The 22,626-nt window shown below is 41.3% G+C and carries 17 protein-coding genes, 3 tRNA genes and 1 pseudogene; 9 read left to right on the top strand and 12 right to left on the bottom strand.

What is annotated here, in order from left to right; all coding sequences use genetic code 11:
• Positions 1–15: 15 nt before the first annotated feature.
• A complete protein-coding gene (locus MKI85_RS14730; RefSeq protein ID WP_241628695.1) occupies positions 16–3,117 on the bottom strand; it encodes a multidrug efflux RND transporter permease subunit in 3,102 nt (1,033 codons plus the stop codon).
• Between the two features lie 419 nt (positions 3,118–3,536).
• Here MKI85_RS14730 and MKI85_RS14725 point away from each other — a divergent pair, with 419 nt between their 5' ends.
• A complete protein-coding gene (locus tag MKI85_RS14725; RefSeq protein WP_241628693.1) occupies positions 3,537–3,911 on the top strand; it encodes a diacylglycerol kinase in 375 nt (124 codons plus the stop codon).
• Between the two features lie 7 nt (positions 3,912–3,918).
• Here the strand turns inward: MKI85_RS14725 and MKI85_RS14720 are convergent, their stop codons facing one another.
• The 5 genes from MKI85_RS14720 to MKI85_RS14700 all read right to left on the bottom strand — a co-directional run bounded on the left by MKI85_RS14720 (position 3,919) and on the right by MKI85_RS14700 (position 9,097).
• Complete coding sequence (locus MKI85_RS14720; protein WP_241628691.1) at positions 3,919–5,079, bottom strand: LuxR C-terminal-related transcriptional regulator; 1,161 nt, start codon at positions 5,077–5,079, stop codon at positions 3,919–3,921.
• Between the two features lie 166 nt (positions 5,080–5,245).
• A complete protein-coding gene (groL, locus tag MKI85_RS14715; RefSeq protein ID WP_241628689.1) occupies positions 5,246–6,880 on the bottom strand; it encodes a chaperonin GroEL in 1,635 nt (544 codons plus the stop codon).
• A gap of 59 nt (positions 6,881–6,939) precedes the next feature.
• Positions 6,940–7,230, bottom strand: a complete 291-nt coding sequence (locus MKI85_RS14710; RefSeq protein WP_004810787.1) for a co-chaperone GroES — start codon at positions 7,228–7,230, stop codon at positions 6,940–6,942.
• 195 nt (positions 7,231–7,425) lie between these two features.
• Positions 7,426–8,184, bottom strand: a complete 759-nt coding sequence (locus tag MKI85_RS14705) for a metallophosphoesterase family protein (RefSeq protein ID WP_241628688.1) — start codon at positions 8,182–8,184, stop codon at positions 7,426–7,428.
• Entirely contained in the window at positions 8,165–9,097 is a 933-nt protein-coding gene (locus MKI85_RS14700; protein ID WP_241628686.1) for a diacylglycerol/lipid kinase family protein, read from the bottom strand. The genes MKI85_RS14705 and MKI85_RS14700 overlap by 20 nt, the downstream gene beginning before the upstream one ends.
• A 413-nt stretch (positions 9,098–9,510) precedes the next feature.
• Between MKI85_RS14700 and MKI85_RS14695 the strand changes: the two genes are divergently transcribed.
• Positions 9,511–11,355 (top strand): phosphoenolpyruvate carboxykinase (GTP), encoded by a 1,845-nt coding sequence (locus tag MKI85_RS14695; protein ID WP_241628684.1) that lies wholly within the window; start codon positions 9,511–9,513, stop codon positions 11,353–11,355.
• A 64-nt stretch (positions 11,356–11,419) separates the two neighbouring features.
• Here MKI85_RS14695 and glpD read toward each other — a convergent pair whose 3' ends face one another.
• Positions 11,420–12,931, bottom strand: a complete 1,512-nt coding sequence (gene glpD / locus MKI85_RS14690; RefSeq protein ID WP_241628682.1) for a glycerol-3-phosphate dehydrogenase — start codon at positions 12,929–12,931, stop codon at positions 11,420–11,422.
• A 435-nt stretch (positions 12,932–13,366) separates the two neighbouring features.
• On the opposite strand from glpD, the pseudogene MKI85_RS14685 reads away from it, so the two are divergent.
• Together MKI85_RS14685 and MKI85_RS14680 are read left to right on the top strand one after the other, a co-directional pair.
• A pseudogene (locus MKI85_RS14685) lies at positions 13,367–14,579 on the top strand (MFS transporter).
• Positions 14,580–14,707: 128 nt separating this feature from the next.
• Positions 14,708–15,139 carry a hypothetical protein gene (locus tag MKI85_RS14680; RefSeq protein ID WP_241628680.1) on the top strand — a complete coding sequence of 144 codons (432 nt, stop codon included), beginning with the start codon at positions 14,708–14,710 and terminating at the stop codon, positions 15,137–15,139.
• 27 nt (positions 15,140–15,166) lie between these two features.
• On the opposite strand, the gene MKI85_RS14675 is transcribed toward MKI85_RS14680, so the two are convergent.
• Both MKI85_RS14675 and folD read right to left on the bottom strand, forming a co-directional pair.
• On the bottom strand, positions 15,167–15,835 hold the full coding sequence (locus tag MKI85_RS14675) for a class I SAM-dependent methyltransferase (protein WP_241628678.1): 669 nt from the start codon (positions 15,833–15,835) through the stop codon (positions 15,167–15,169).
• A gap of 298 nt (positions 15,836–16,133) precedes the next feature.
• The gene (gene folD, locus MKI85_RS14670; protein ID WP_241628676.1) at positions 16,134–16,982 is read right to left on the bottom strand and encodes a bifunctional methylenetetrahydrofolate dehydrogenase/methenyltetrahydrofolate cyclohydrolase FolD; all 849 of its coding nucleotides are present in this window, start codon (positions 16,980–16,982) and stop codon (positions 16,134–16,136) included.
• Positions 16,983–17,134: 152 nt separating this feature from the next.
• Here folD and MKI85_RS14665 point away from each other — a divergent pair.
• Both MKI85_RS14665 and MKI85_RS14660 read left to right on the top strand, forming a co-directional pair.
• Positions 17,135–17,208, top strand: a tRNA-Cys gene (locus tag MKI85_RS14665).
• Positions 17,209–17,221: 13 nt separating this feature from the next.
• Positions 17,222–17,307 (top strand) — tRNA-Leu (locus tag MKI85_RS14660).
• Between the two features lie 149 nt (positions 17,308–17,456).
• On the opposite strand, the gene MKI85_RS14655 is transcribed toward MKI85_RS14660, so the two are convergent.
• Positions 17,457–18,368, bottom strand: coding sequence for a helix-turn-helix transcriptional regulator (locus MKI85_RS14655; RefSeq protein ID WP_241628675.1), 912 nt, complete (start codon positions 18,366–18,368; stop codon positions 17,457–17,459).
• Between the two features lie 492 nt (positions 18,369–18,860).
• Here MKI85_RS14655 and MKI85_RS14650 point away from each other — a divergent pair, with 492 nt between their 5' ends.
• Positions 18,861–19,592, top strand: a complete 732-nt coding sequence (locus MKI85_RS14650) for a hypothetical protein (protein ID WP_241628674.1) — start codon at positions 18,861–18,863, stop codon at positions 19,590–19,592.
• A gap of 45 nt (positions 19,593–19,637) precedes the next feature.
• On the opposite strand, the gene MKI85_RS14645 is transcribed toward MKI85_RS14650, so the two are convergent.
• The gene (locus MKI85_RS14645; RefSeq protein WP_241628673.1) at positions 19,638–21,422 is read right to left on the bottom strand and encodes an alkaline phosphatase D family protein; all 1,785 of its coding nucleotides are present in this window, start codon (positions 21,420–21,422) and stop codon (positions 19,638–19,640) included.
• 211 nt (positions 21,423–21,633) lie between these two features.
• Between MKI85_RS14645 and MKI85_RS14640 the strand changes: the two genes are divergently transcribed.
• Positions 21,634–21,719: transfer RNA gene (locus MKI85_RS14640), tRNA-Leu, on the top strand.
• Between the two features lie 54 nt (positions 21,720–21,773).
• Entirely contained in the window at positions 21,774–22,184 is a 411-nt protein-coding gene (locus MKI85_RS14635) for a hypothetical protein (protein ID WP_241628671.1), read from the top strand.
• 55 nt (positions 22,185–22,239) lie between these two features.
• On the opposite strand, the gene MKI85_RS14630 is transcribed toward MKI85_RS14635, so the two are convergent.
• Positions 22,240–22,554, bottom strand: coding sequence for a DUF5713 family protein (locus tag MKI85_RS14630; protein ID WP_241628669.1), 315 nt, complete (start codon positions 22,552–22,554; stop codon positions 22,240–22,242).
• Positions 22,555–22,626 lie beyond the last annotated feature (72 nt).

Genomic DNA, 22,626 nt, shown 5'->3' with positions numbered 1-22,626 from the left:
CTAAACCGTTTATTATTATTTCACTTCAGATTGCTTTAGGCTGAACAGCGAGCGAATCAGTACATACATAAATGGTATGAAAATCAGCACCAGAACCGTACCAAAAATCACGCCCCCTAAAACACTGACTCCTATTTCCTGACGGCTTGCTGCCCCTGCACCAATGGCCAAAACCAATGGAATTACTCCCGCGCCAAATGCCAGTGAAGTCATTAAAATTGGACGCAAACGTAAACTTGCGCCTTCCATGGCAGCTTGCATGACCGTTAAACCGCGTGTTTGTGCCATAGAAGCAAATTCCACAATCAGAATGGCATTTTTACAGGACAGTCCAATGGTCGTGAGTAAGGCGATCTGGAAGTAAATATCATTTGGAAAACCCATCCCTGCACTGAACAGGATATTCCCGCCAATCCCTAAAGGAATGGCACTCATCACCGCAGTAGGAATGGTCCAACTTTCATATAAAGCAGCCAAGCATAAGAAAATAAAACCTATCGAAATCAGATATAACCATAATGCTTGATGGCTAGATTTTTGCTCCTGAAATGATAATCCACTCCATGCCAAGTCAATATTAGGCTGCTGATTAACTAATTGCTGAATATCACCCATCGCCACACCAGAACTGACATGCTTGGCAGTATCCGCTTCCATTTCCAGCGCGGTGTAGCCCATAAAGCGTTTCACGACTTCAGGTCCGCCCCCCCAATTGATATTGGCAAAACTGGCAAAGGACACCATCTGATTGGCATCATTGCGTACATACCATTGCTGTAAATCTTCAGGTTTAGATCGAAATTCGGCATCCCCCTGCATCATTACCCGTTTCACCCGCCCGCGGTCGATAAAATCATTCACATAAGAGCCACCCCATGCTGCAGATAAGGTGTTATTGATTGCTGATTGCGAGAGACCTAAAGCCATTGCCTGTTTTTGATCAATCTTGACCTGTAACTCTGCCTTGTCTGGATTGGCTTTGTTATCCAGATTTTCAAAACTCTTATACTGTTCCGTTGCGGTTTGTAACTTTTTAAATTCGGCATCTAAGAACTGGCGTCCATTGCCGTTAATATCACGGATCCAGAATTCCAAACCATCGGTTTGCCCCAGTCCACTCACCGATGAAGGCATGTTCACCATAATCTTGGCATTGCGATTCTGACGAAAATGCTGCATCGCACGTCCTCGAATGGCTTGTGCGGAATTGTGCTGACCACTGCGCTCATCCCAATGTTTCAACGCAATAAAGCCTTGACCTAAATTCTGCCCAGTGCCTGAATAATTACGTCCATAACGTACCATCACCAAATTGACATTATCTTTTTCTTGGCTCAGGAAATACTGACGAATTTCTTCCCCCACTTCACGACTTTTAGACATCGGTGCACCATTGATCAGCTCAAATTGTACGCTCAACATGCCCTGATCTTCACTTGGAATAAAGCTAGTCGGCAAGGCGCGGTAGAACAAAGCAAACACGGCGATTAATGCAGTAAATACCACCAAGCTGATCCGCTTATGATTCATGGTCAATTGCGTCAGTTGAAGATAGTGAGTTTTTAACTGCTCTAATTTTTGATTAAACCACACTGCCCATTTTTTCTGCTTGTGGCTCGGCTGCAAGATTAAGGCACACAGCGCTGGCGTTAACACCAAAGCTACCATTAAGGATAACCCCATCGCAGCAACCAACGTGATTGAAAACTGCCGATAAATCACACCTGTTGAGCCACCAAAGAATGCCATGGGAATAAAAACGGCAGTCAGCACCAAGGTAATTCCGACCAGTGCCCCACTGATTTCCTGCATCGACTCGACTGCGGCATCTTTGGCAGAGAGTTGTTGCTCATGCATCAGACGTTCAACATTTTCAACCACAACAATCGCATCATCCACCAACAAACCAATCGCCAAGACCAAAGCGAACAAAGTGAGTGTATTGATGCTCATCCCAAGGACATACAGTACTGCCATGGTTCCCAAAATCACCACAGGTACGGTAATGGTGGGAATTAAAGTGGCACGCCAATTTTGTAAAAACAGGAACATCACGATGATCACTAAAATCACCGCTTCAAACAGGGTTTTCACCACTTCCTTAATCGATTCCTGCACAAACGGCGTATTATCCCGCGGATACACAATCTTATAGCCCGCAGGTAATTTACTGGATAAATGTTCAACCTCAGCTTTAATCAAAGCAGACGTTGCCAGTGCATTGGCACCCGAAGACAAGGATATCCCCATCCCAGCGGATGGATAGCCATTAATGCTATTAAAGGATTGATAATTTTCCGCACCCAGTTCAATACGCGCCACATCTTTTAAAAAAACAAAACTGCCATCTCGATTCGACTTGACAATAATCTGCTCAAATTCAGGCACCGTTTTCAAGCGCGAACCTGAAGTGACTTTGGCATTGAGGTATTGATGCTCTACCGTCGGTAAATCCCCGATACCACCCGCAGCCACTTGGGTATTCTGTGCTTCTATCGCCGCACGAATATCTGAAGGCATTAAACTATATTGTTTTAATTGAGCGGGATTAAGCCAGATGCGCATCGCATATTGCGAACCAAATACATCGACTTCACCTACCCCTTCAATACGGGCAATGTCCTGTTCCAAATGCGTCATCATGTAATCAGACAATTCGATATTAGTGCTGCGACCTGTGGCATCGTATAAGCCAATCACCATATGGGTATCCCCCAGTGACTTATACACATTTACGCCTTGACGTTGTACGTCTTCAGGTAACCGACTGACTACACCATTAATCGCATTTTGTACCTGCACCTGTGCAGTATCTGGATCTGTGCCATTTTCAAAACTGATGCTAATTCGACTGCGTCCAGAGGAATCACTACTGGAGCTAAAATACAAAAGATGATCAATGCCTTTGATTTGCTGTTCAAGGACTTGCGTGACACTTTCTTCAACGGCTTCCGCTGAAGCTCCTGTGTAGGTGGCACTGACTGTAATTCGCGGTGGTGCAATGTCTGGATAGCGTTCAACTGGCAAATTCAGAACAGAAAAAAGCCCCAAAGCCATGACAATAATTGCAAGAACACCTGCGAAAATAGGACGTTGTATAAAAAACTTAGACAACATAAGTCTGCGCCACTTATCAAAAAGAAGTAAAAAGGAAGAATCGAAAAATTAACAAATTTGTGTTGATATTCAATGACTCAACTTTAAAACACAATCATTATTAACATAGTTATGGATTTATTGTTCAATTATGAAGAAATTGTGAACAAGCCGTATTCACTTAATCCTATTTATCCATGAGGACAATCGCTCCACCACCTTCTGCATGTTGATCATTCCTCAAAAGCAACAGTATCATCACCTTCATTCGTTTTAAGCAAATTGGAACAATATTCCGATTGCCTAAATTGAATTACAACTTTTAGCAGATTGGCTTGCCTAAAATCTATGTTAAACTTTGTAACTCAGAATTCGGCATTTTAAGCCCAATTTAATGTATTGCCGCTATTCTTAACTTATCTCAAACGGCTTAATCCATCATGAGCGAATACTCTCCCCTCAAAGGTAAAACTGGTCTTAAACGTATTCTGAATGCGGCCAGCTATTCTATCGCGGGCTTTAAAGCCGCTTTTCAGAATGAAGCTGCTTTTCGACAAATTATTTATATTAATCTCGTACTGATTCCCGTGACCTTTTTTCTCAATATCAGTCGAAGTGAACAAGCCATACTCATTGCGGTTTGTTTATTGGCAATTATTGTCGAGCTTTTTAATTCTGCCTTGGAAGCCATTGTCGATCGTGTTTCTTTAGAACGCCATCCACTTTCTAAAAATGCCAAAGACATGGGCAGTGCAGCGCAATTTGTTGCCTTAAGTATTATTGCGATTACTTGGGGACTAATTTTATTCGCTTAACCATCCATTAAGGAATATGTTCAAAATCTAAAGTTAAGCTTGCCAATAGGCGGAATAGCTCAACTTGCGTTGAACAATGGGTTTTGGCAAAAATATATTTAATATACGTCCGTACCGAACTGAGTGTCAGTGAACATTCAATTGCAATCGCTTCAAGATTATATCCATTCACAAACAGTTCGCAGATTTTGATTTCCCGTTGCGATAACTGATAGTGTTGTCTCAAAAACTCGTGTGCCAGTTGATATTGCTTATCTGGTTCAGTTAAAAACACGGCGACTTTCTGTTCGCTAATCTGCTCATTCAGCATCTTTTGCCAAACACTGGAAAATGGCATCACACTGACCATTAAAGGTTGTGATTTTTTACTCAAACGAATCGGCATTACCCCGCCTGCATCTGCAAGAGTATCTTGTGAAACATCTTGAAAGAGCGCGCTGGAAATATATTTTTCCAATTTGGCTTGATCAGGACTGGCTGCTTTAAGGCGATTGAAATGATCTAGGCTGAGTTCTTGGTGAGTTTGTAAAATATGTTGTGCCTTGGCATTGGCATAGACCAGCGTTGCATTGGCATCCAGTAAAATTACACCCGTTTTTAATGCATCAAATAACTTATAAAGATCCAGATTTTCCTGTTGTACCAAACTGAACTGCCGATGAATTTGTAAGGCACGGCGAAAATGTTTGGCTAATCTTTTGAGTAATTCCGTTTCTGATTTCGCGTAAATTGGAACACTGTCAGCTCGATGAATTCCCAAGACTGCCCAGCGATATTGTCCTGTTTCTAATAGAATACCTTGTGCTGAACCAATGCCTGAAGGGGCTACACATTTTTCATAAAAGATATATTCTTCACTGTCCTGCCGCTTAGCATATGCAGCCCAGTCTAAAACCACAGGCTCCCCTAATCCTTGCTGCTTCAAAATCGGTGCATGCAATTGCATATCTATCATTTGAATTTTTTCATCATGGTAGGCAGTTAAGGCCGCTTCTGAAATGTTATGGGTAAAAGTGAAATTAAATTTTGGATTGAGTTGATCTATGGCGGTAAAAATTGCACTTTGACTACCCGTATACTCCACCAAACGAATCAGCACTTGTTGCCATAATTCTGGATGCATGGTCGCTTCATAAATCATTTCGACCATTTCATGTTCTTGCTCCATACCCCTCTCCCCAGAAGCAAAAAGTTTATGCGTTTATCGCCTTAAAGATTTGTTTTCTTATACTTTATTCTTACTGAATATTTTTCTGACTAAATTATACCGACAAAATAAAAAAATCCCCACAAAATGTGGGGATTTTTTTAGATTGGTAAATCTAGGTAGATGATTACATCATGCCGCCCATACCACCCATGCCGCCCATATCAGGCATAGCAGGTTTATCTTCTGGAATATCAGTGATCATACATTCAGTTGTCAACATTAAACCAGCAACAGAAGCAGCATGTTCAAGTGCAGAACGCGTTACTTTCGCTGGATCAAGAATACCCATTTCCAACATGTCACCATACTGAGAAGTTGCAGCGTTATAACCGAAGTTACCTTCACCATTTTTCACAGCATTGATTACTACTGAAGGCTCATCACCTGCATTCGATACAATTTGACGAAGTGGTGCTTCAATTGCGCGACGTAAAATGTTGATACCTACGTTTTGGTCATCATTTGCGCCAGTTACACCATCAAGCGCTGCTGCTGCACGTACAAGAGCAACACCACCGCCAGCAACAACACCTTCTTCAACCGCAGCACGCGTTGCATGAAGTGCATCGTCAACACGGTCTTTCTTCTCTTTCATTTCAACTTCAGTCGCTGCACCAATTTTGATTACAGCTACACCGCCCGCTAATTTAGCAACACGTTCTTGAAGTTTTTCTTTGTCGTATTCAGACGTAGATTCTTCAATTTGTGCACGGATTTGTTGAACGCGCTCAGCGATTTGAGCAGCATCACCAGCACCATCCACAATCACAGTGTTTTCTTTAGAAACAGTGATTTTGTGTGCAGTACCTAAATCTTGAAGAGAAGCTTGCTCTAAAGACATGCCTACTTCTTCAGAAATTACAGTTGCGCCAGTCAAGATTGCGATGTCTTGAAGCATTGCTTTACGACGGTCACCAAAGCCAGGTGCTTTAACCGCACATACTTTAATGATACCGCGCATGTTGTTCACAACAAGTGTCGCTAACGCTTCACCTTCAACATCTTCAGCAATGATAAGAAGTGGTTTGCCAGTTTTAGCAACAGCTTCTAAAACAGTGATCAATTCACGGATGTTGCTGATTTTTTTGTCAACAAGAAGAATGAACGGATTTTCAAGTTCAGCAGTTAATGTATCTTGCTTGTTTGCAAAGTACGGAGAGATATAACCGCGATCAAACTGCATACCTTCAACAACGTCAAGCGCATCTTCAAAGCCTGAACCTTCTTCAACTGTGATCACGCCTTCTTTACCAACGCGTTCCATTGCTTGTGCAATGAGTTTACCTACAGTTTCGTCAGAGTTTGCAGAGATCGAACCCACTTGCTCAATCGCTTTAGTATCTGATGCAGGTTTAGCAGTTGCTTTGATTTCTGCAACTAAGGCTTTAACCGCAAGGTCAATACCGCGTTTCAAATCCATTGGGTTCATACCCGCTGTAACTGATTTGATCCCTTCATTTAAGATTGCTTGAGCAAGTACAGTTGCAGTTGTTGTACCATCACCCGCGATGTCATTGGTTTTAGAAGAAACTTCACGAACCAATTGAGCACCCATGTTCTCAAATTTGTCTTTAAGAGAAATTTCTTTCGCAACCGTAACACCATCTTTAGTGATGTGCGGCGCACCGAAAGAACGGTCGATGACAACATTACGACCTTTAGGACCTAAAGTAACTTTAACAGCATCTGCAAGAACGTTAACGCCTGCGATCATTTTTGAGCGAGCTGAATCACCAAATTTTACGTCTTTAGCTGACATTTATAGACTCCGAAATTTTTTAATCTTTACTAATCTGATATTGAACGAGTAAGGACGAATTAGCCTTCTAATACAGCTAAAATGTCAGACTCTTTCATGATAAGAAGTTCTTCACCATCAACTTTTACAGTGGTACCTGCATAAGTACCGAACAATACTTTATCGCCAACTTTTACATCTAAAGCGCGAACACCGTTGTCCGTGATTTGACCATTACCTACAGCGATAATTTCACCTTGCGCTGGTTTTTCTGCTGCAGAACCTGGCAATAAAATACCGCCAGCTGTTTTCGTTTCTTCTTCAACACGACGAATAACTACACGGTCATGTAATGGACGAATGTTGCTCATAAATAACTCCATCAGACTAAGTCTATTAAAATGACTGATGACGACTTATTTATTCCTTTGGTCATCATCAAAATGAATTTAGATGACACTTTTGTGGGGATGATAAATATTGCTTCAAGGTCAGATTTAAAAAAAAATCATCTTTTTTTTGTTTTTTTTAGGCAATACGTGAGATTCGTTGCTTAATTCATCAAATTAGACCAACTCAAACTTTAATTGTTGCAAATTAAATTGATAATGGCGCACATCTGCCTGTGCATCAATGACATTAAAACTATTGCTCAAAGCATGATGTAAACGATAAGAGGTTGCCGTTCCTGCATGAATATCTAAGACAGGATGCCCTGCACCTAAATGATATAAACTGTTTAAATCGAACACCGCAGACTGATGTAGATGACCATGCAACAATGCTTTTAAGCCACTCTGACTCCAGACTTCCAACGCCATCCGCCCAAGCAAAGGACAATCCTTAATGCCATGTGGATCATCAGGCGGCGTATAAAATGGCTGATGTGCTGCAATAATTTTTAATTTATGCGCTGGTGCCTGCTTCAATATTTGATCTATCTGCTGAATTTGCTCTAAAGATATATGACCACGGGTATGGTAACGACGTCGGATACTGTTTACCCCTATGACATAAAAATGCTCAGTTTCCAGTGTCATTTCCATATTGCCAAAAAACAGTTGGTAACGGGTGAAGGGATTAAAAATTCGATCCCAGACATGATACAGCGGAATATCATGATTCCCTGGCACCACCAAATACGGGCAATTCAAACTCTCCAAAAATTGCTTACAGTGAAAAAATTCTTTGTAACGTGCACGTTGCGTTAGGTCACCACTGACCACCACCAATTCAGGTTTCCTTTCACGGCAAAATTCCTGAATTGCCGTCAGACACTCTGGTCGTTCTGTACCAAAATGTAGATCAGACAGATGCAGCAGCATAAGGCACCATCATATTAACTGCATTTTTTTGTACTGAAATACGTAAGGGTGGTCGCATTTCCACAATTTCACCATCAATTGCTACGGTAAGTTTGTCACGTCTAGAATAGACTTTAACCTCATCTGCAGAAAAACTGTAAACGTCGGGGGCTTTTTCTAGCTGACCACGAATTAACTGTAAAAGCATACGGAATAAAGTCAGCTTATCACTTTTCGCGACCACCACACCTGCAACTTGTCCCTGCTCTGCACACTTGGCAATGCGCAATTTCATTTCTGCTAACTGCAACTGGTTGTTACCAAAGAAGATTAACGGGGTTTTAACAGGATACGTTTTACCATCAACCTCGACTTCAAGTTTTAACTCTTTACGGTCTCGGATCAGCACTGCCAAACCTGATGTGTAGGCATGCAAAGGAAAGCGCCCGAACTTGGCATTGTACTGTTCACGACGTTGAATAAATAAGGGATATAAACCTAAACTGGCATTATTTAAGTAAATCTGATCATTGATTTTTGCCACATGAATCGAACGTTGCTGCCCCGTTGCAATCACTTCCGCAGCTTGCATGATCTCGAGTGGAATATTTAAAACCCGTGCAACATAATTGAATGTGCCTAATGGAAGAATACCTAAGGGGATATTGCTGCCCAATAAAGCTTTTGCAACCGCATTTAAAGTACCATCACCACCAGCAGCAACAATCACACCAAGATCATCAGCTGTTTGATGTCGTTGAATAACCGATTGCATTAAAGCAGGAAAGTCATTTTTTTCACCCAACTCAAAAGCCTGAATTTCAAAACCTTGTTCAGTGAAATATGTCAGTAATTGTTCATAGACTTCTTCTTTATTGCTGGCATGAAAACCAGAGCGTGCATTGTAAATAATGGAAAGAGGTTTTAAAGTCATGCAAGCGACTCACTTCTATGAAGTATTTGCTCTAATTTTGTCCAATTTATCATCAATTAACAATGCCCTTATGCAAAATTCAAATTACCACCATTCATTTAATCAATAATAATTCTCATAAAAAAAATACTTGCAAGCCATTGTAAATAAATGAAATAATTAAAATAAATGATCCTCATAAACAAAATAAATATAAGAAATAAATAATTATACAAAGTTTAAATCATTGATTTAAATCAATAAAACCAAAGTAGAATACAAATTATCAATATCTACAGGTAGATAGGGGTGTCTTATTTTTTTCATCATTTTGTGCTTTAATACTGCCACTTTTTTTTACTTTCATCTAGGTAACCTGATTACTTAGATTGTACTTTGTGCAAGATTTGTACACTTTTAAGATAGGCCTCACCATGACCCAAGTGAACGCACCAGAATTCGTTCGTCACCCTAAGCTTATTGCATGGGTTGAAGAAATTGCGAAATTAACCAAACCAGCAAAGATTGAATGGTGTGACGGCAGCGAAGAAGAATATCAACGTCTTATCGACTTGATGATCGCTAACGGCACTATGCAAGCTTTAAACCAAGAAAAACACCCTGGTTCTTATCTTGCAAATTCTGACCCTTCTGACGTTGCTCGTGTTGAAGGTCGTACATACATCTGTTCTGAAAAAGAAGAAGATGCTGGTGCGACAAACAACTGGGAAGCTCCTGCAGAGATGCGCGCTCGTTTAAATGGTTTATTTGACGGTGCTATGCAAGGTCGTACAATGTACGTTGTTCCTTTCTCTATGGGTCCTTTGGGCAGCCACATTGCGCACATCGGTATCGAATTAACAGACTCTCCTTACGTTGCTGTAAGCATGTCTAAAATGGCACGTATGGGTAAAGCCGTTTATGACGTTCTTGGTACTGATGGCGAATACATCCCTTGCGTACACACAGTAGGTGCTCCGCTTGCTGAAGGTGAAAAAGACGTTGCATGGCCATGCAACCCTGAAAAATACATCGTACATTATCCAGAAACTCGTGAAATTTGGTCTTACGGTTCTGGCTACGGCGGCAATGCATTATTGGGTAAAAAATGCTTAGCTCTCCGTATTGCATCTGCAATGGGTCGTGAACAAGGTTGGTTAGCTGAACACATGCTGATCCTTGGTGTAACCAATCCTCGCGGTGAAAAACACTACATCGCAGCGGCTTTCCCATCTGCTTGTGGTAAAACCAACTTTGCAATGCTGATTCCACCAGCGGGCTACGAAGGCTGGAAAATTGAAACTGTAGGTGACGATATTGCTTGGATCAAACCAGGTGAAGATGGTCGCTTATATGCAATCAACCCAGAAGCTGGTTTCTTCGGTGTTGCGCCTGGTACAAATACCAAGACCAACCCGAACTGTATGGCTACACTTCATAAAGACGTGATCTATACCAACGTTGCTGTAACTGACAATGGTGAAGTATGGTGGGAAGGTCTTTCTAAAGAAGCACCTGCAAACCTTACCAACTGGAAAGGTCAACCGCATACTGGTACTGAAAAAGCGGCTCATCCAAATGCGCGCTTTACTGTTGCTGCGGGTCAATGCCCTTCTATTGACGCTGACTGGGAAAATCCAGCAGGTGTTCCAATTTCTGCGTTCATCTTCGGTGGTCGCCGTGCAGATACAGTTCCATTAATCTCAGAAGCATTTGACTGGGTTGATGGCGTGTACAAAGCTGCCACTATGGGTTCTGAAACCACTGCTGCTGCTGTTGGTCAACAAGGTATTGTTCGTCGCGATCCGTTTGCTATGCTTCCGTTCGCGGGTTACAACATGGCAGATTACTTCTCTCACTGGTTAGAACTTGGTGAAGAAGTTGAAGCGAAGGCGAAAGCTGCTGGTAACAAACTTCCTGGTATCTACAACGTGAACTGGTTCCGTCGTGATGCTGAAGGCAACTTTGTATGGCCTGGTTTCGGTCAAAACATGCGTGTACTTGAGTGGATCATTGATCGTTGTGAAGGTCGTGCAAGCGCTGTTGAAACACCAATTGGCTTAGTACCAACTTACGAACAGTTAAACTGGACGGGTTCTGACTTCACCAAAGAGCAGTTTGAGCTTGTGACTTCTCAAGATAAAGATCAATGGATCAAAGAAATTGAAAGCCACACAGAATTGTTTAATCAATTAGGTGATCGCCTACCAGCAGCACTAAAAGCGCGTCAAAACGAACTTTTAGCTGCGGTTAAAGCAGCAGTTAAGCAATCTGCTTAATTCAGCTAAAATTAAAAAAGGTCGCTTATGCGACCTTTTTTATTCTCATTTTTTTTAATTCCGTCTACGCTGCCTTTTCTTGCGCTCGACGCTTATGTAATTCAACCAGATACTCATCTAATTGAACGATCTGATCTTGGCTAAATTTTAAATAAAGCTTAGTACGGCGTTTTAAAATATCTTCACTACTCACCGCCCATTCCTGAGCCACCAGATAATCCACTTCTTGTTGATATAGCCCATGCCCAAAGTGCCGCCCTAATGCCAAAATACTTTCACAACCATGCAACATTGTCCAGACACGCGAACCATAACTATGCACCCAGCGCTCCGCAAGAGATTGAGTGATATCTTGTATTTTCTGATGCAACTCATCAACCAAACGAGTCTCATCAAAAAAGTTTTCACCTCCAGGTAGCAGTGCTTTTGCCGTCCAATCAGGTTTCAACTTATGGAAGAATGGCTTGAGTTGATGCATGGCTGACTCTGCCAATTTACGATAAGTCGTGAGCTTTCCACCATACACTGAAAGCAGCGGTGCATGCTGCTCCTGAGAAAGCACCAACGTGTAATCACGGGTCATGGCAGAAGGATTATCAGATTCATCATCACACAATGGGCGTACACCTGAATAGGTCGTAATTATGTCCTGACGAGTAAGTTGCCGCTGGAAATGACTATTCATAACCTTCAATAAGTAATCAATTTCGCCTTCAGTAATTTCTACCTGATCAGGATTACCCAAATAACGCTGGTCTGTAGTGCCAATTAAGGTGTATTCATCTAAATACGGAATGGCAAACACAATGCGTTGATCATCATTTTGCAGAATAAATGCCTTATCTCCAGCATAAATCTTCGGCACAATAATATGACTGCCCTGAATCAAACGGATCATATAAGCCGCTTTCATCTGCAAGTCTTGCTGGATAAATTCAGTCACCCAAGGTCCTGCTGCATTCACCAGTACTTTGGCACGTACCGTAAATGTGCTCTGTGCATTTTGTAAATGCACTGTCCAAGCATTTTGCTCTACCTGCGCAGCAAGACAACGTGTTCGTGTTTGAATATTCGCACCATTCTCACGCGCTTGCATGGCATTCGCAATCACCAGACGTGCATCATCTACAGCACAATCAGAGTACTCAAATCCTTTCACGATTTCTGGCTTAAATAGACTGGTCTGCGGATCAAAATCGACCAAATTAGAGCCCGCTAACTTTTCGCGCTTACCCAAATGATCATAGAAAAATAAACCCGTCCGAATCAGCCATGCAGGACGTAAATGCGGACGATGCGGCATGATAAAACGCATGGCACGAATCAGATGTGGTGCTTTTGCCATCAGCACTTCACGCTCCGCCAAAGCCTCTCGAACCAAGCGGAACTCTTTATGCTCCAAATAGCGCAAACCACCATGAATTAACTTGCTGCTGGCAGAAGAGGTATGGCTGGCTAAATCGTCTTTTTCACACAACAAAACAGAGAGACCTCGCCCTGCGGCATCGGCAGCAATACCAACACCATTGATCCCTCCACCGATAACCACTAGGTCATATGTACGATGTTGATCCATAATCAGGTTCCTCCTATTCTGCGTGCCTTAAGCAACTTTTATTTTGTTATGTCATTCTTTCCTTAATCCTAACAGAAAACCCAAATCACCATTGATGAATTGTCCAACCAAGACAGTTAAATTGAATTATTTTGTCTCAAAAGCTTACTTAAACTGCTTCACTTTAATATGCAGCGTCTGTCTAGCACCTAACCGACTCATCGTCAAAATTGGACTTACGTGCGACCAATCTTTAATGCAGATTCATTCGCATCGGCGCATAAAAGATACGTGAAAAGCAACATATCTCCTTTATCCAAATACATATTTTTAGGTTTTTCACTCCCTTTCATAATTTAAAGGAATGTGTTTTGCCAAAGCTTTGGAATTCCCTGTGTCAAGCTCCTCCCCTCAAATGGCTCAGATGACATTTGATCAAAAGCGCGTTTTAAATCCATTTTAGGGGGGCAGCTAGTATTCTGGTCGACTGGTATGTCTATGTTACTTTTACCTTGTATTTTGAACCTGTATTCTTCCCAGAAAGCGATGAAACGATCAAGCAATTACAAGCAGCAGCCGCATTTGCTCTAGGCTTCCGCATGCGTCCTATTGGCGCTTGGATTATGGGCATCTATGCAGATCGTAAGGGGCATATAGCAGGCTTAACGCTCTTCGTAACCTTGATATGTGTCGGCTCAGTGATGATTGCCTGTGCCCCATTTTATGACACTGTTGGCATGTTAGCTCCCGAATTTTTTTGTTTGCATGACCACTACATCTCAGTGTCGGTGGAGAATATGATTCTAGTGCGATCTACCTGACCAAAATGACAGAAAAAACCATCGTGGATTTTTCTCCAGCTTTCAGTATGTGACCTTAATTTCTGGACAGCTAATCGCGCTGTGTGGACTGATTATTTTACAACATACACTTCCTGAACAAGCACTTCATACTTGGGGATAGCGCATTCCCTTTCCGCTTGCTTGGCGCAATGCTGGCAATAGTGGTGTTCTGGATTCGTCGTGGCTTAGTTGAGCCCCAATCTTCCAAACAAACTCAGGAACAAGCCAAACAAGATGGACCAAAATCAGAGGCAATCGAGTTATTTAGCAAGCACCCTCAAGCGGCATTTACCGTGATTATGCTAACTGCTGAGGGACGCTTACCCTTAACACCATCATCACCTATCTACAAAAATACTGCCACAGAGATTACCACCGCAGCCATCTTTATTTTTATGTTGATTCAACCCGCGGTAGGTGCCTTGTCCGATAAAATCGGGCGTAAGCCAATTATGATTGCCTTCGGTATTTGCAGCGTACTCTTGAACGTACTAATTTTCAATCGTTTGGGCACCACCACAGATGCAACCACTGCATTCTGGCTGTGTATGAGTGGGATAATTATTGTCACAGGATACACCGCCATTAACGCTGTGGTGAAAGCGGAATGATTTCCTCCTCATATTCATGCCTTAGGTGTTGCACTGTCTTATGCGATTGCCAATACTTTTTTTGGTGGTACCGCGGAATGGGTTGCTTTGAGCTTTAAAAATGCAAAACATGAAAGTGACTTCTTCTACTATATTACTTTCATGATTGGTCTCTCGCTCATCACTTATGTCTTTATGAAAGACACGAAAAAGCATAGTCTGATCACTGACCATTAAACGCTAAAAATAAGCACTGATGCCCCGCCTTTATTTTGTTACAGGTGGGCGTTTTACTTTGAACCACATCGTTATTTTCACAGGCTTATGGCATACTGTGCGCAAGAATAAAACACGGAACTTTCACGATGAAAAAAACGTTTCAATTTTTAGGGCTTGGTTTTATCGCTTTGGGACTTGCAGCCTGCCAAAGCACTCCCCAACAGTATAATGGTCAAGTCGGTTACCGTGTAGAAAGCCAAACAGCGGACTCAGCAACCCTCGCTTATACCCTTGCTGGTCGTCAAAATCAGGACTTAGATGCCAAAAAACTGCAACGTGCTTGCCAAAAAGTTTTAGGTACCAACAAAACCTTTAAACTGCAAATCTTAAGTGTAAATGAAGTTGCCAACCCTGCCGCTGTGACGACTGACAGCTATGGTCGCCAAATTGGTAACTCTCGCACTTCTATTGGTCTGAGCAATACACCAGAACTGCATAATAGTGAAGATTATGCAACACGTCAGGCTTTGGAAGCTCGTCCAAGCACCTTGCGTATTGTGCGATACAGCTGCTCATAAGTGCGTGATTTTATAAGACGCTATGCGTTATAGCGTCTTATAAAAGCTGACATTGCGAAACTCTTTCGCTTCATCCAAGTCAGGCCAAGTTGTCGCGCTACGTTCATCAATTTTCATATATTGGGGATGACTAAAGTTTTTCACGCGACTATCTGCCACCCAAACTTCGGGTGAAAATTTTAAGAATTCATCTAAGAAGAAACGGTTACATTGGTCATAAAGTACATCCGCTGCCAATAACACATCGACTTGTTCTGATTGATACAGATCATCCAAATATTCCAATTCGACCTGATTCAAAATTGCATTTTCCTTGCACGATGCCAAACTTACCTTATCAATATCACAGCAAATTACGCGTTTCGCACCCGCCATTTTGGCAGCAATCGCAACCACGCCAGACCCAGCACCAAAATCCAGTACCACTTTATCTTTGACATGATGCGGCTCTGCCAATAACCACTGCGCCATTGCCAGACCAGAAGCCCAACAAAAGATCCAGTACGGGGTTTCATTCCAAATGCGACGGATCGCCTCATCATCTAAGCGATCCGTTGGAAAGACGGGAGGAATAAGCCACAATGAAATTGGGGTTTCTGGTAGCTGCTGTGCCAGCAACTCCGCCTGAGGAATCACCTCATGCAGCGCATCCAATAAATGTTGTGGTGCTTTCGCCATTTGAAAAGTACAGCTCATTAAATTTATAAACCTTTAACGCTATGTAAAATATGCATCGTTCAGAAACACTGGGCGTATTAAAACATCCATTTAAATACTGACCACCGCTATCGCGAGAATCAACAGATTAGGCGATCATAATGCAGCTTCACGTGACTGAAAAGTAGCAATCCACTTCAGCGGAATGACGAAAGTACTCGCAGCGGATTTCCATGATGATTTTTTAACTCCCCAAATTCGCTTTGAATAAATCTACCCCATAAAAAAAGCTGTATAGTTTTATGCTATACAGCTTCTTTAAAGCGAATTTAAAGCATTAACCCAATGCTTTCTCAGCCGCCTCAACTGTTTGACGAATCAACGTGGTAATCGTCATTGGACCTACACCACCTGGAACAGGTGTATAAGCAGATGCAATCTCTTCAATACCCACCAACTGGATATCACCTACACCACCACCATCACGTGGGTGGAAACCTGCATCAACCACAACAGCACCTTGCTTGATCCAGTCTTTTTGAATCAATTCAGCTTTACCTACTGCACCTACAATAATATCGGCTTGTTTAACAAACTCAGTAAGGTTTTGCGTACGTGAATGGCAGATGGTTACAGTAGCATTCGCTTCCAATAACATCGCAGCCATTGGTTTACCTAAAATTGCAGAACGCCCCACAACGACAGCATGTTTACCAGCAATTTCAATGTTGTTTGCTTTGAGGATCGTCATGATGCCCGCTGGGGTCGCAGAACCATACGCTGCTTCACCCATTGCCATACGACCAAAGCCAAGGCAAGTTACACCATCCACATCTTTTTCTAAAGCAATAGCATCGAAACATGCACGCTCATCAATTTGTGCAGGCACTGGGTGCTGCAACAAGATCCCATGCACATCTGGATTCGCATTCAATTTTTCAATTTCAGCCAATAATTGCTCTGTTGTGGTTTCTTTCGGAAGCTCAACTTTTAATGAATCCATACCTACACGACGGCAGGCATTACCCTTCATACGCACATAAGTCGCTGATGCACCATCGTCACCGACCAAAATCGTTGCCAAAATTGGGGTACGACCTGATTTTGCTTTTAACACTTCAACACGTGTTAACAAGTCAGTTTCAATTTGTTTAGCCAACGCACGACCATCTAAAACTAATGCCACAGCACATCTCCAAGGTAGATATGAATCAATTTTGCAAATAATACATGATTATTTAGGCAATTTTATTCTACATGCTGATTTTATGTGCATATGCACCATTTAAAGTATTGTAATTTTTTTAAAGGTTGCTAATATGTGCATCAACAAGACATGGCGGGGTGGCAGAGTGGTCATGCAGCGGACTGCAACTCCGTGTACGCCGGTTCGATTCCGACCTCCGCCTCCAATCTTGTTAAAACGCCCGGGTGGTGAAATAGGTAGACACAGGGGATTTAAAATCCCCCGCCCTCAAAGCGTGCCGGTTCGAGTCCGGCCCCGGGCACCATTTTAATACTTCTTAAAATGGTGTAATAAAGAATCCAGCGAAAGCTGGTTTTTTTATGTCTAAAAACTCCTCCTGCCCAATCCGTAAATCAAGCCAGCAAAGTTAAATTCCCCAAAATGCTAATTTTTAATTCAAAAGCAACTCGTTGTCTATGAGGTTAATGATTGCTGCATATAGGCTTTTAACTCTCGAAAGAAATCCTCTTTTAAACTACTCGGCTCCAGAATTTGTACATATGGAATCCAGTAACGCACAAAAGGCAGTAACTGCTTCGGATGGGTAATAGAAATAGACAAGTGCAAATTGCCATTTTCCATTTCTTTCAGAATGGTCTGTTGAGGAAATTGCTTTTTGAATTTGAAAAAAGAAGCTACTTCAGCATCTACCAATAAATGCACTTCCTGCTTTTCTTTCCCAAACCAAATACTCTGCTCTTGTTCGAGCTGCTCTTGGATTTCTGCACTTTGCTCAAAGAATGATAACTCTAGCTGAGGATTCATCAATTGAATACGACCCAAGCGATACGCCTTTAGTTGACCATCATCTACAGCTGCCAGATACCAACTGCCAAAATGATGAATAAGGCGATAAGGCTGAACCCGTCGATATTCATTACGATACAAGAACTCAACTTCACGTTGTACTTGAATAGCTTTAGAAAAATATTGGAATAGCGCAATGAACTGTGTCGCATCTTCAAAGCTATAGCCTTTTGCCATATAGGTTTTCTGCGCCTGATTGCCAAATAACTCCCGCAGGAATGGCAATTCAAGACTCGGAAACAAATTACCAATGCCTGATAACTCAGCAAAACTCTGCACATCCTGCGCTCGAATGCGACCCGAATCATGCTGCTTTAAATAATACTGTTTAGATTGCTGATCATGAACCAATGGCAAATGAAGACTTAAGCGATCGAAATCTCGCACGATAGTTCGCGTACTGACGGAAAACTCTTGAGCTAGCAATTTGGCATTTAACTTTTGACCATTATTCAATTTAATTAAAATACTGGCCAAGCGTTCCGCTAACCGCTCATGAGAAGAAGCTTGACGCTCCATAAAAAAACACCCTTACCCACAAAATTATTATCAAGTCATATTTAATTAATTTAGTATTTGCTAGATTTAAAATCTAAGCATCGTTGTATTTATGAATACCGTATTTAATAACAAAAGAAAATACAGCAAACAGAAATTTTCACCACTTACTACTTTATATTTAATTTTAGTCGTTCTTTATATTGCTCCATATGAATCAATGAAAAATAAAAATGACTGAATTTTTCAGTCTTTAATTCTTTACGAATGAACCCTCGAATCATTCGACTCTTTGCCTTTTTAATATGCAAATAATGTAATGGCCCAGCGATAATTTTCATAAAACCCTCTAACCGATCACAGTTTAGGTAAAATATGCCATCAACAGATCAGGTGGTGTCACAATTTCACTAAACGGTAAAATTTTTCTACTAATTTGGTTGGTTTTAATATGATTTGACCAAAATATGCTTTTTTGATTTATAATGCGACAACCTTCAAGTATTAATTTTTATGGTCAGTGACAAGCAGGCTGCGCTCTTTTTAAAAAAATTACAGATTCAGTATCCCTCTGCATTTAGACGTAATTTTGTATTTTATGGCATGCTAAAAACCAAAGGCCTAATGGATGAAATCAAAGAGTTTATTCCTTGGATTTTAGCCATTATGATTTTCGTTTCACTCTCTTTAAGTCTTGGTCACTATATCGAATCGCATTTCCTACACTTTACTGCATTTCAAGCACAAGGCATTTCCGCGCTGTGCTTTATGCTGCTTTACATGCTTTATGTTCCGCTTGTCCTCAAGCAAATGAAACACAGTTCTCGCTCCTACTATGAGCAACAACAGCATGCCCCAATTAAAATTGCGGCCCTGATTATCTTACAAGCCGTAAATATTGCATTTATTGAAAGTACATTTCTACAAATCGTACTATTTTTCTTTGCCATGGGTTTCGGCTTTGTAAAGTTCTATAAGGAAAATCTATTCCGCAATAGTGCAACTCATGTCGGACTGTATTATTTACAGGAATTACGCCGTTTTAATTTCTGGAGTTATAAACAAATTATTCGACTTAAATTAACACTGAAATTTAGCAATAAAAACTCTGCAACATATCAGCAGAAACTCAAGCAATTACAGCATTTTAAAAACTTACATTTAAAATCCATGCACATGGAGCAACAGTTATGCTTAACCCATAAGCATCAGGATTTAGAAAATTATCTCGACAGTTTAATGTAATAAAAACTGAGCTTTAACCCAGTTTTTATATTTTGATGATTCCACTTAGGCCGTTTGCGGTAAATCTTCCAACAACTGCAATTGCGTGTTGAAAATAAGTTGATACCCTCGCGTTTCATCAACCATGTAGCTTTGCTCTTTAATACTGTCGACAAAAATCCAATTCGACTGCATATTCTGCTCTGTAAAATTAACCAACAAATAACCTCGCTGATTCAAATTACAATATGCCAAATCATTAATTAAGGTTTGAAATGCATATTCAAACTGCTGCAATTGCGCCAAAGGAATATTTAAATATTTTTCTAAACCTGGCGAAGACACCGAACTGGTTGCCAATTCCACTCCCACCCGATCTTGATCTTTGCTCAATAGCTCTGAATACCAAGCATTATCCGTATCCCCCGCCAATACCACGACTTTCTTATTCAAGCTCTTTAGAGTTGCATACAGGACTTCTCGTTCATAAAAATAACCATCCCATGCATCTAAATTATACGGTGTAACCGTATTGACCCGTGCCTTTCCTAAATCAGTCAGGGTTGGATCCCCTGCTTGTAAACGCATTTTGATTTGAACCAGCTCAGTAATTTGCGCATTCATATTCGCCGATGTTTCAGCGGTAATCGTGCCACTGCTAATTTCAGCCAGCGACAACAAAAGTTCAGCAGGAATAAACATTTTTGACATCAGTACCTGCTGCCCCAATACGTTCCACGTGGCACCACTACTCATTAATTTTTGCAACAACCAGTCACGCTGCTCATAGCCGAGTAAAGTCCGATCCTGCGCCAGCAAGTCTTGCTGAAACTGCACCGTATTTAAACCTTGAGCGGTCATGTAATTGGCATAGTCCAATTGCTGATCTCGCGCGATAATTCGCGTATCCAACATGGTTAACTGCACCAGCGAACCAAAATCAAACTGACGATAGATATGTAAATGATCATCCTCTGACACTGGACGAATGGGCATCCATTCAAAATAGGCTTGTAATGCTGCCAGTTTACGGTCAGAGAATTTCCCTTCATTTTGTGCTTGTGCAGTTGCCTCAGTATGATTCTCCGCCCCGTCGCGCCAAGTATCATTGGCTAGCTCATGATCATCCCAAATTACAATAAAAGGATGTCGCTGATGCAATGCCTGTAAATCTGCATCTTGACGGTACAAAGCATAACGTTTGCGATAATCATCTAAAGCAACAAGTTCCTGATTATTATCATCTGCTAGTAAACGCCCAAGCTTTTCAGCATCTTCTGTTGCGTAACCATCTTTGCCATATTCATAAATATAATCCCCCAAATGCAGCACCACATCGACATCCTGCTTTGCCATTTCACGGTAGACATAGAAATAGCCTGCGGGATAGTTGGAACATGAACAGACAGCAAATTTCACCTGAGAAGCCTGAACAGGCAAGGTCTTCATTTGTCCAATAGCTGAAAAGCTTTGCCCAAAACGGAAACGATAAAAATAGTGCTGTTGAGGCAATAGCTCTGTGACATCCACTTTTACCGTAAAGTCTTGGGCAGGAGTCGTTTGTACTTTGCCTGTCGCAACCATTTGAGTAAATTGCTGATCGGTTGCCACTTCCCAGACAATTTCTAAGCGTGCTTGCAGATCATTAGGTGTAGCACGCGTCCAAATAATGACGCGGTCTTGTAATGGGTCACCACTGGCGACACCATGCTCAAATTGCACACTGACACCCGAATCAGAAGCATCATTCGAGTCATCACCGCAAGCAGTCAGTGAAAGAGGTAAAGAAACGGCACCAAAACCAGCTAAAGTTTTTTGAATGAGTTCACGGCGCGTTAAAGTCTTTGTCATTTTTTTAATCCACTAGAAACGTGACTTAAAAAATAGGCAAACAATATTTAATGATCATCTCAATTGCATGAACATATGATGACAACTCAAGTACCAATTGTTGTTAAAATTGTGATTTTTTGATCACAAACTCATGAATTGTCTGAAAATAAAGCAAATACAAAGAAATCATCTTGCAAAGAATAAATTCGTACTCTATTATTGCGCTCATGCCCGGGTGGTGAAATAGGTAGACACAGGGGATTTAAAATCCCCCGCCCTCAAAGCGTGCCGGTTCGAGTCCGGCCCCGGGCACCATTTTAATACTTCTTAAAATGGTGCAATAAAAATCCAGCGAAAGCTGGTTTTTTTATGCCTATAATTTATAAATCAAAATCACTAAACCATGACAATATGAAAAAAATTCTAAGCCTTACGACTTTAATCCTTAGCCTTTCAAACATTGCTCACGCAGAAACAAAGACATTAGAGACAAATACTGAAAAATTTTACGACCGGTTTGCTGGAACGATCCTCGAAAAAGACCAACAGCTTTACCTACATGCGTGTAAGTCTGTAGATGTTGAGTTTAAGTTAAGTTTTAACCATATACGTGATGAACAACATGTACGCACACTCATAAAAACCTATCCAAAGTTTTGGCTAAATCTCAGTGCCAATACTGAAATAATCAAAAATGAATATGTGATGACGGTCAATGCAATTGAAGATGAGCACTTAAATCAAAGCTGTCATTTAAATGACCTTTTAGATGAACTTTGAACCAAGATCTTTCATTAATCCAATTCATCCCACTAACATAAAAACAGAGAGTGACTCACCACTCTCGATTCGCAATCAACTCTTCCATTTCCACATCGAAATGACCATTCTCTTGTACCACCATCATCATGGCTTCAGCAATATAATCAGCCGCGGTATCATCTAGCGATGAATCCAAATCTTCAAACTGAGGCTTCATTTCATTAATTGCAGACACAGCATCATTTGCAAATCGATAAATTTCAGAAGTACTGTCTTTGACCTTTGCCACTTTCTTGGCAAATTGCACAATGCATTGCTGCACTTCAGCCACCAATACATCTGGGTAATATTCATCATCAAACATCGGGAGAAGCAAATCTGCAAACATACAGCCACTCAAACTACTAATAAACGCGAGCCTATATAGCATAAAGACAGGCATTTACCAAATAAAAAAGGG

The organism is Acinetobacter zhairuonensis, from assembly GCF_022601715.1.
GTDB lineage: Bacteria > Pseudomonadota > Gammaproteobacteria > Pseudomonadales > Moraxellaceae > Acinetobacter.
Note: the sequence above shows the minus strand (reverse complement) of the source record. Positions and strands in the feature narration are given on the sequence as shown.

Coding starts and splice junctions, on each gene's coding strand:
- MKI85_RS14730 (WP_241628695.1), bottom strand. CDS start 3,117: ATGTTGTCTAAGTTTTTTATACAACGTCCTATTTTCGCAGGTGTTCTT.
- MKI85_RS14725 (WP_241628693.1), top strand. CDS start 3,537: ATGAGCGAATACTCTCCCCTCAAAGGTAAAACTGGTCTTAAACGTATT.
- MKI85_RS14720 (WP_241628691.1), bottom strand. CDS start 5,079: ATGGAGCAAGAACATGAAATGGTCGAAATGATTTATGAAGCGACCATG.
- groL (WP_241628689.1), bottom strand. CDS start 6,880: ATGTCAGCTAAAGACGTAAAATTTGGTGATTCAGCTCGCTCAAAAATG.
- MKI85_RS14710 (WP_004810787.1), bottom strand. CDS start 7,230: ATGAGCAACATTCGTCCATTACATGACCGTGTAGTTATTCGTCGTGTT.
- MKI85_RS14705 (WP_241628688.1), bottom strand. CDS start 8,184: ATGCTGCTGCATCTGTCTGATCTACATTTTGGTACAGAACGACCAGAG.
- MKI85_RS14700 (WP_241628686.1), bottom strand. CDS start 9,097: ATGACTTTAAAACCTCTTTCCATTATTTACAATGCACGCTCTGGTTTT.
- MKI85_RS14695 (WP_241628684.1), top strand. CDS start 9,511: ATGACCCAAGTGAACGCACCAGAATTCGTTCGTCACCCTAAGCTTATT.
- glpD (WP_241628682.1), bottom strand. CDS start 12,931: ATGGATCAACATCGTACATATGACCTAGTGGTTATCGGTGGAGGGATC.
- MKI85_RS14680 (WP_241628680.1), top strand. CDS start 14,708: ATGAAAAAAACGTTTCAATTTTTAGGGCTTGGTTTTATCGCTTTGGGA.
- MKI85_RS14675 (WP_241628678.1), bottom strand. CDS start 15,835: ATGAGCTGTACTTTTCAAATGGCGAAAGCACCACAACATTTATTGGAT.
- MKI85_RS14655 (WP_241628675.1), bottom strand. CDS start 18,368: ATGGAGCGTCAAGCTTCTTCTCATGAGCGGTTAGCGGAACGCTTGGCC.
- MKI85_RS14650 (WP_241628674.1), top strand. CDS start 18,861: ATGGTCAGTGACAAGCAGGCTGCGCTCTTTTTAAAAAAATTACAGATT.
- MKI85_RS14645 (WP_241628673.1), bottom strand. CDS start 21,422: ATGACAAAGACTTTAACGCGCCGTGAACTCATTCAAAAAACTTTAGCT.
- MKI85_RS14635 (WP_241628671.1), top strand. CDS start 21,774: ATGCCTATAATTTATAAATCAAAATCACTAAACCATGACAATATGAAA.
- MKI85_RS14630 (WP_241628669.1), bottom strand. CDS start 22,554: ATGTTTGCAGATTTGCTTCTCCCGATGTTTGATGATGAATATTACCCA.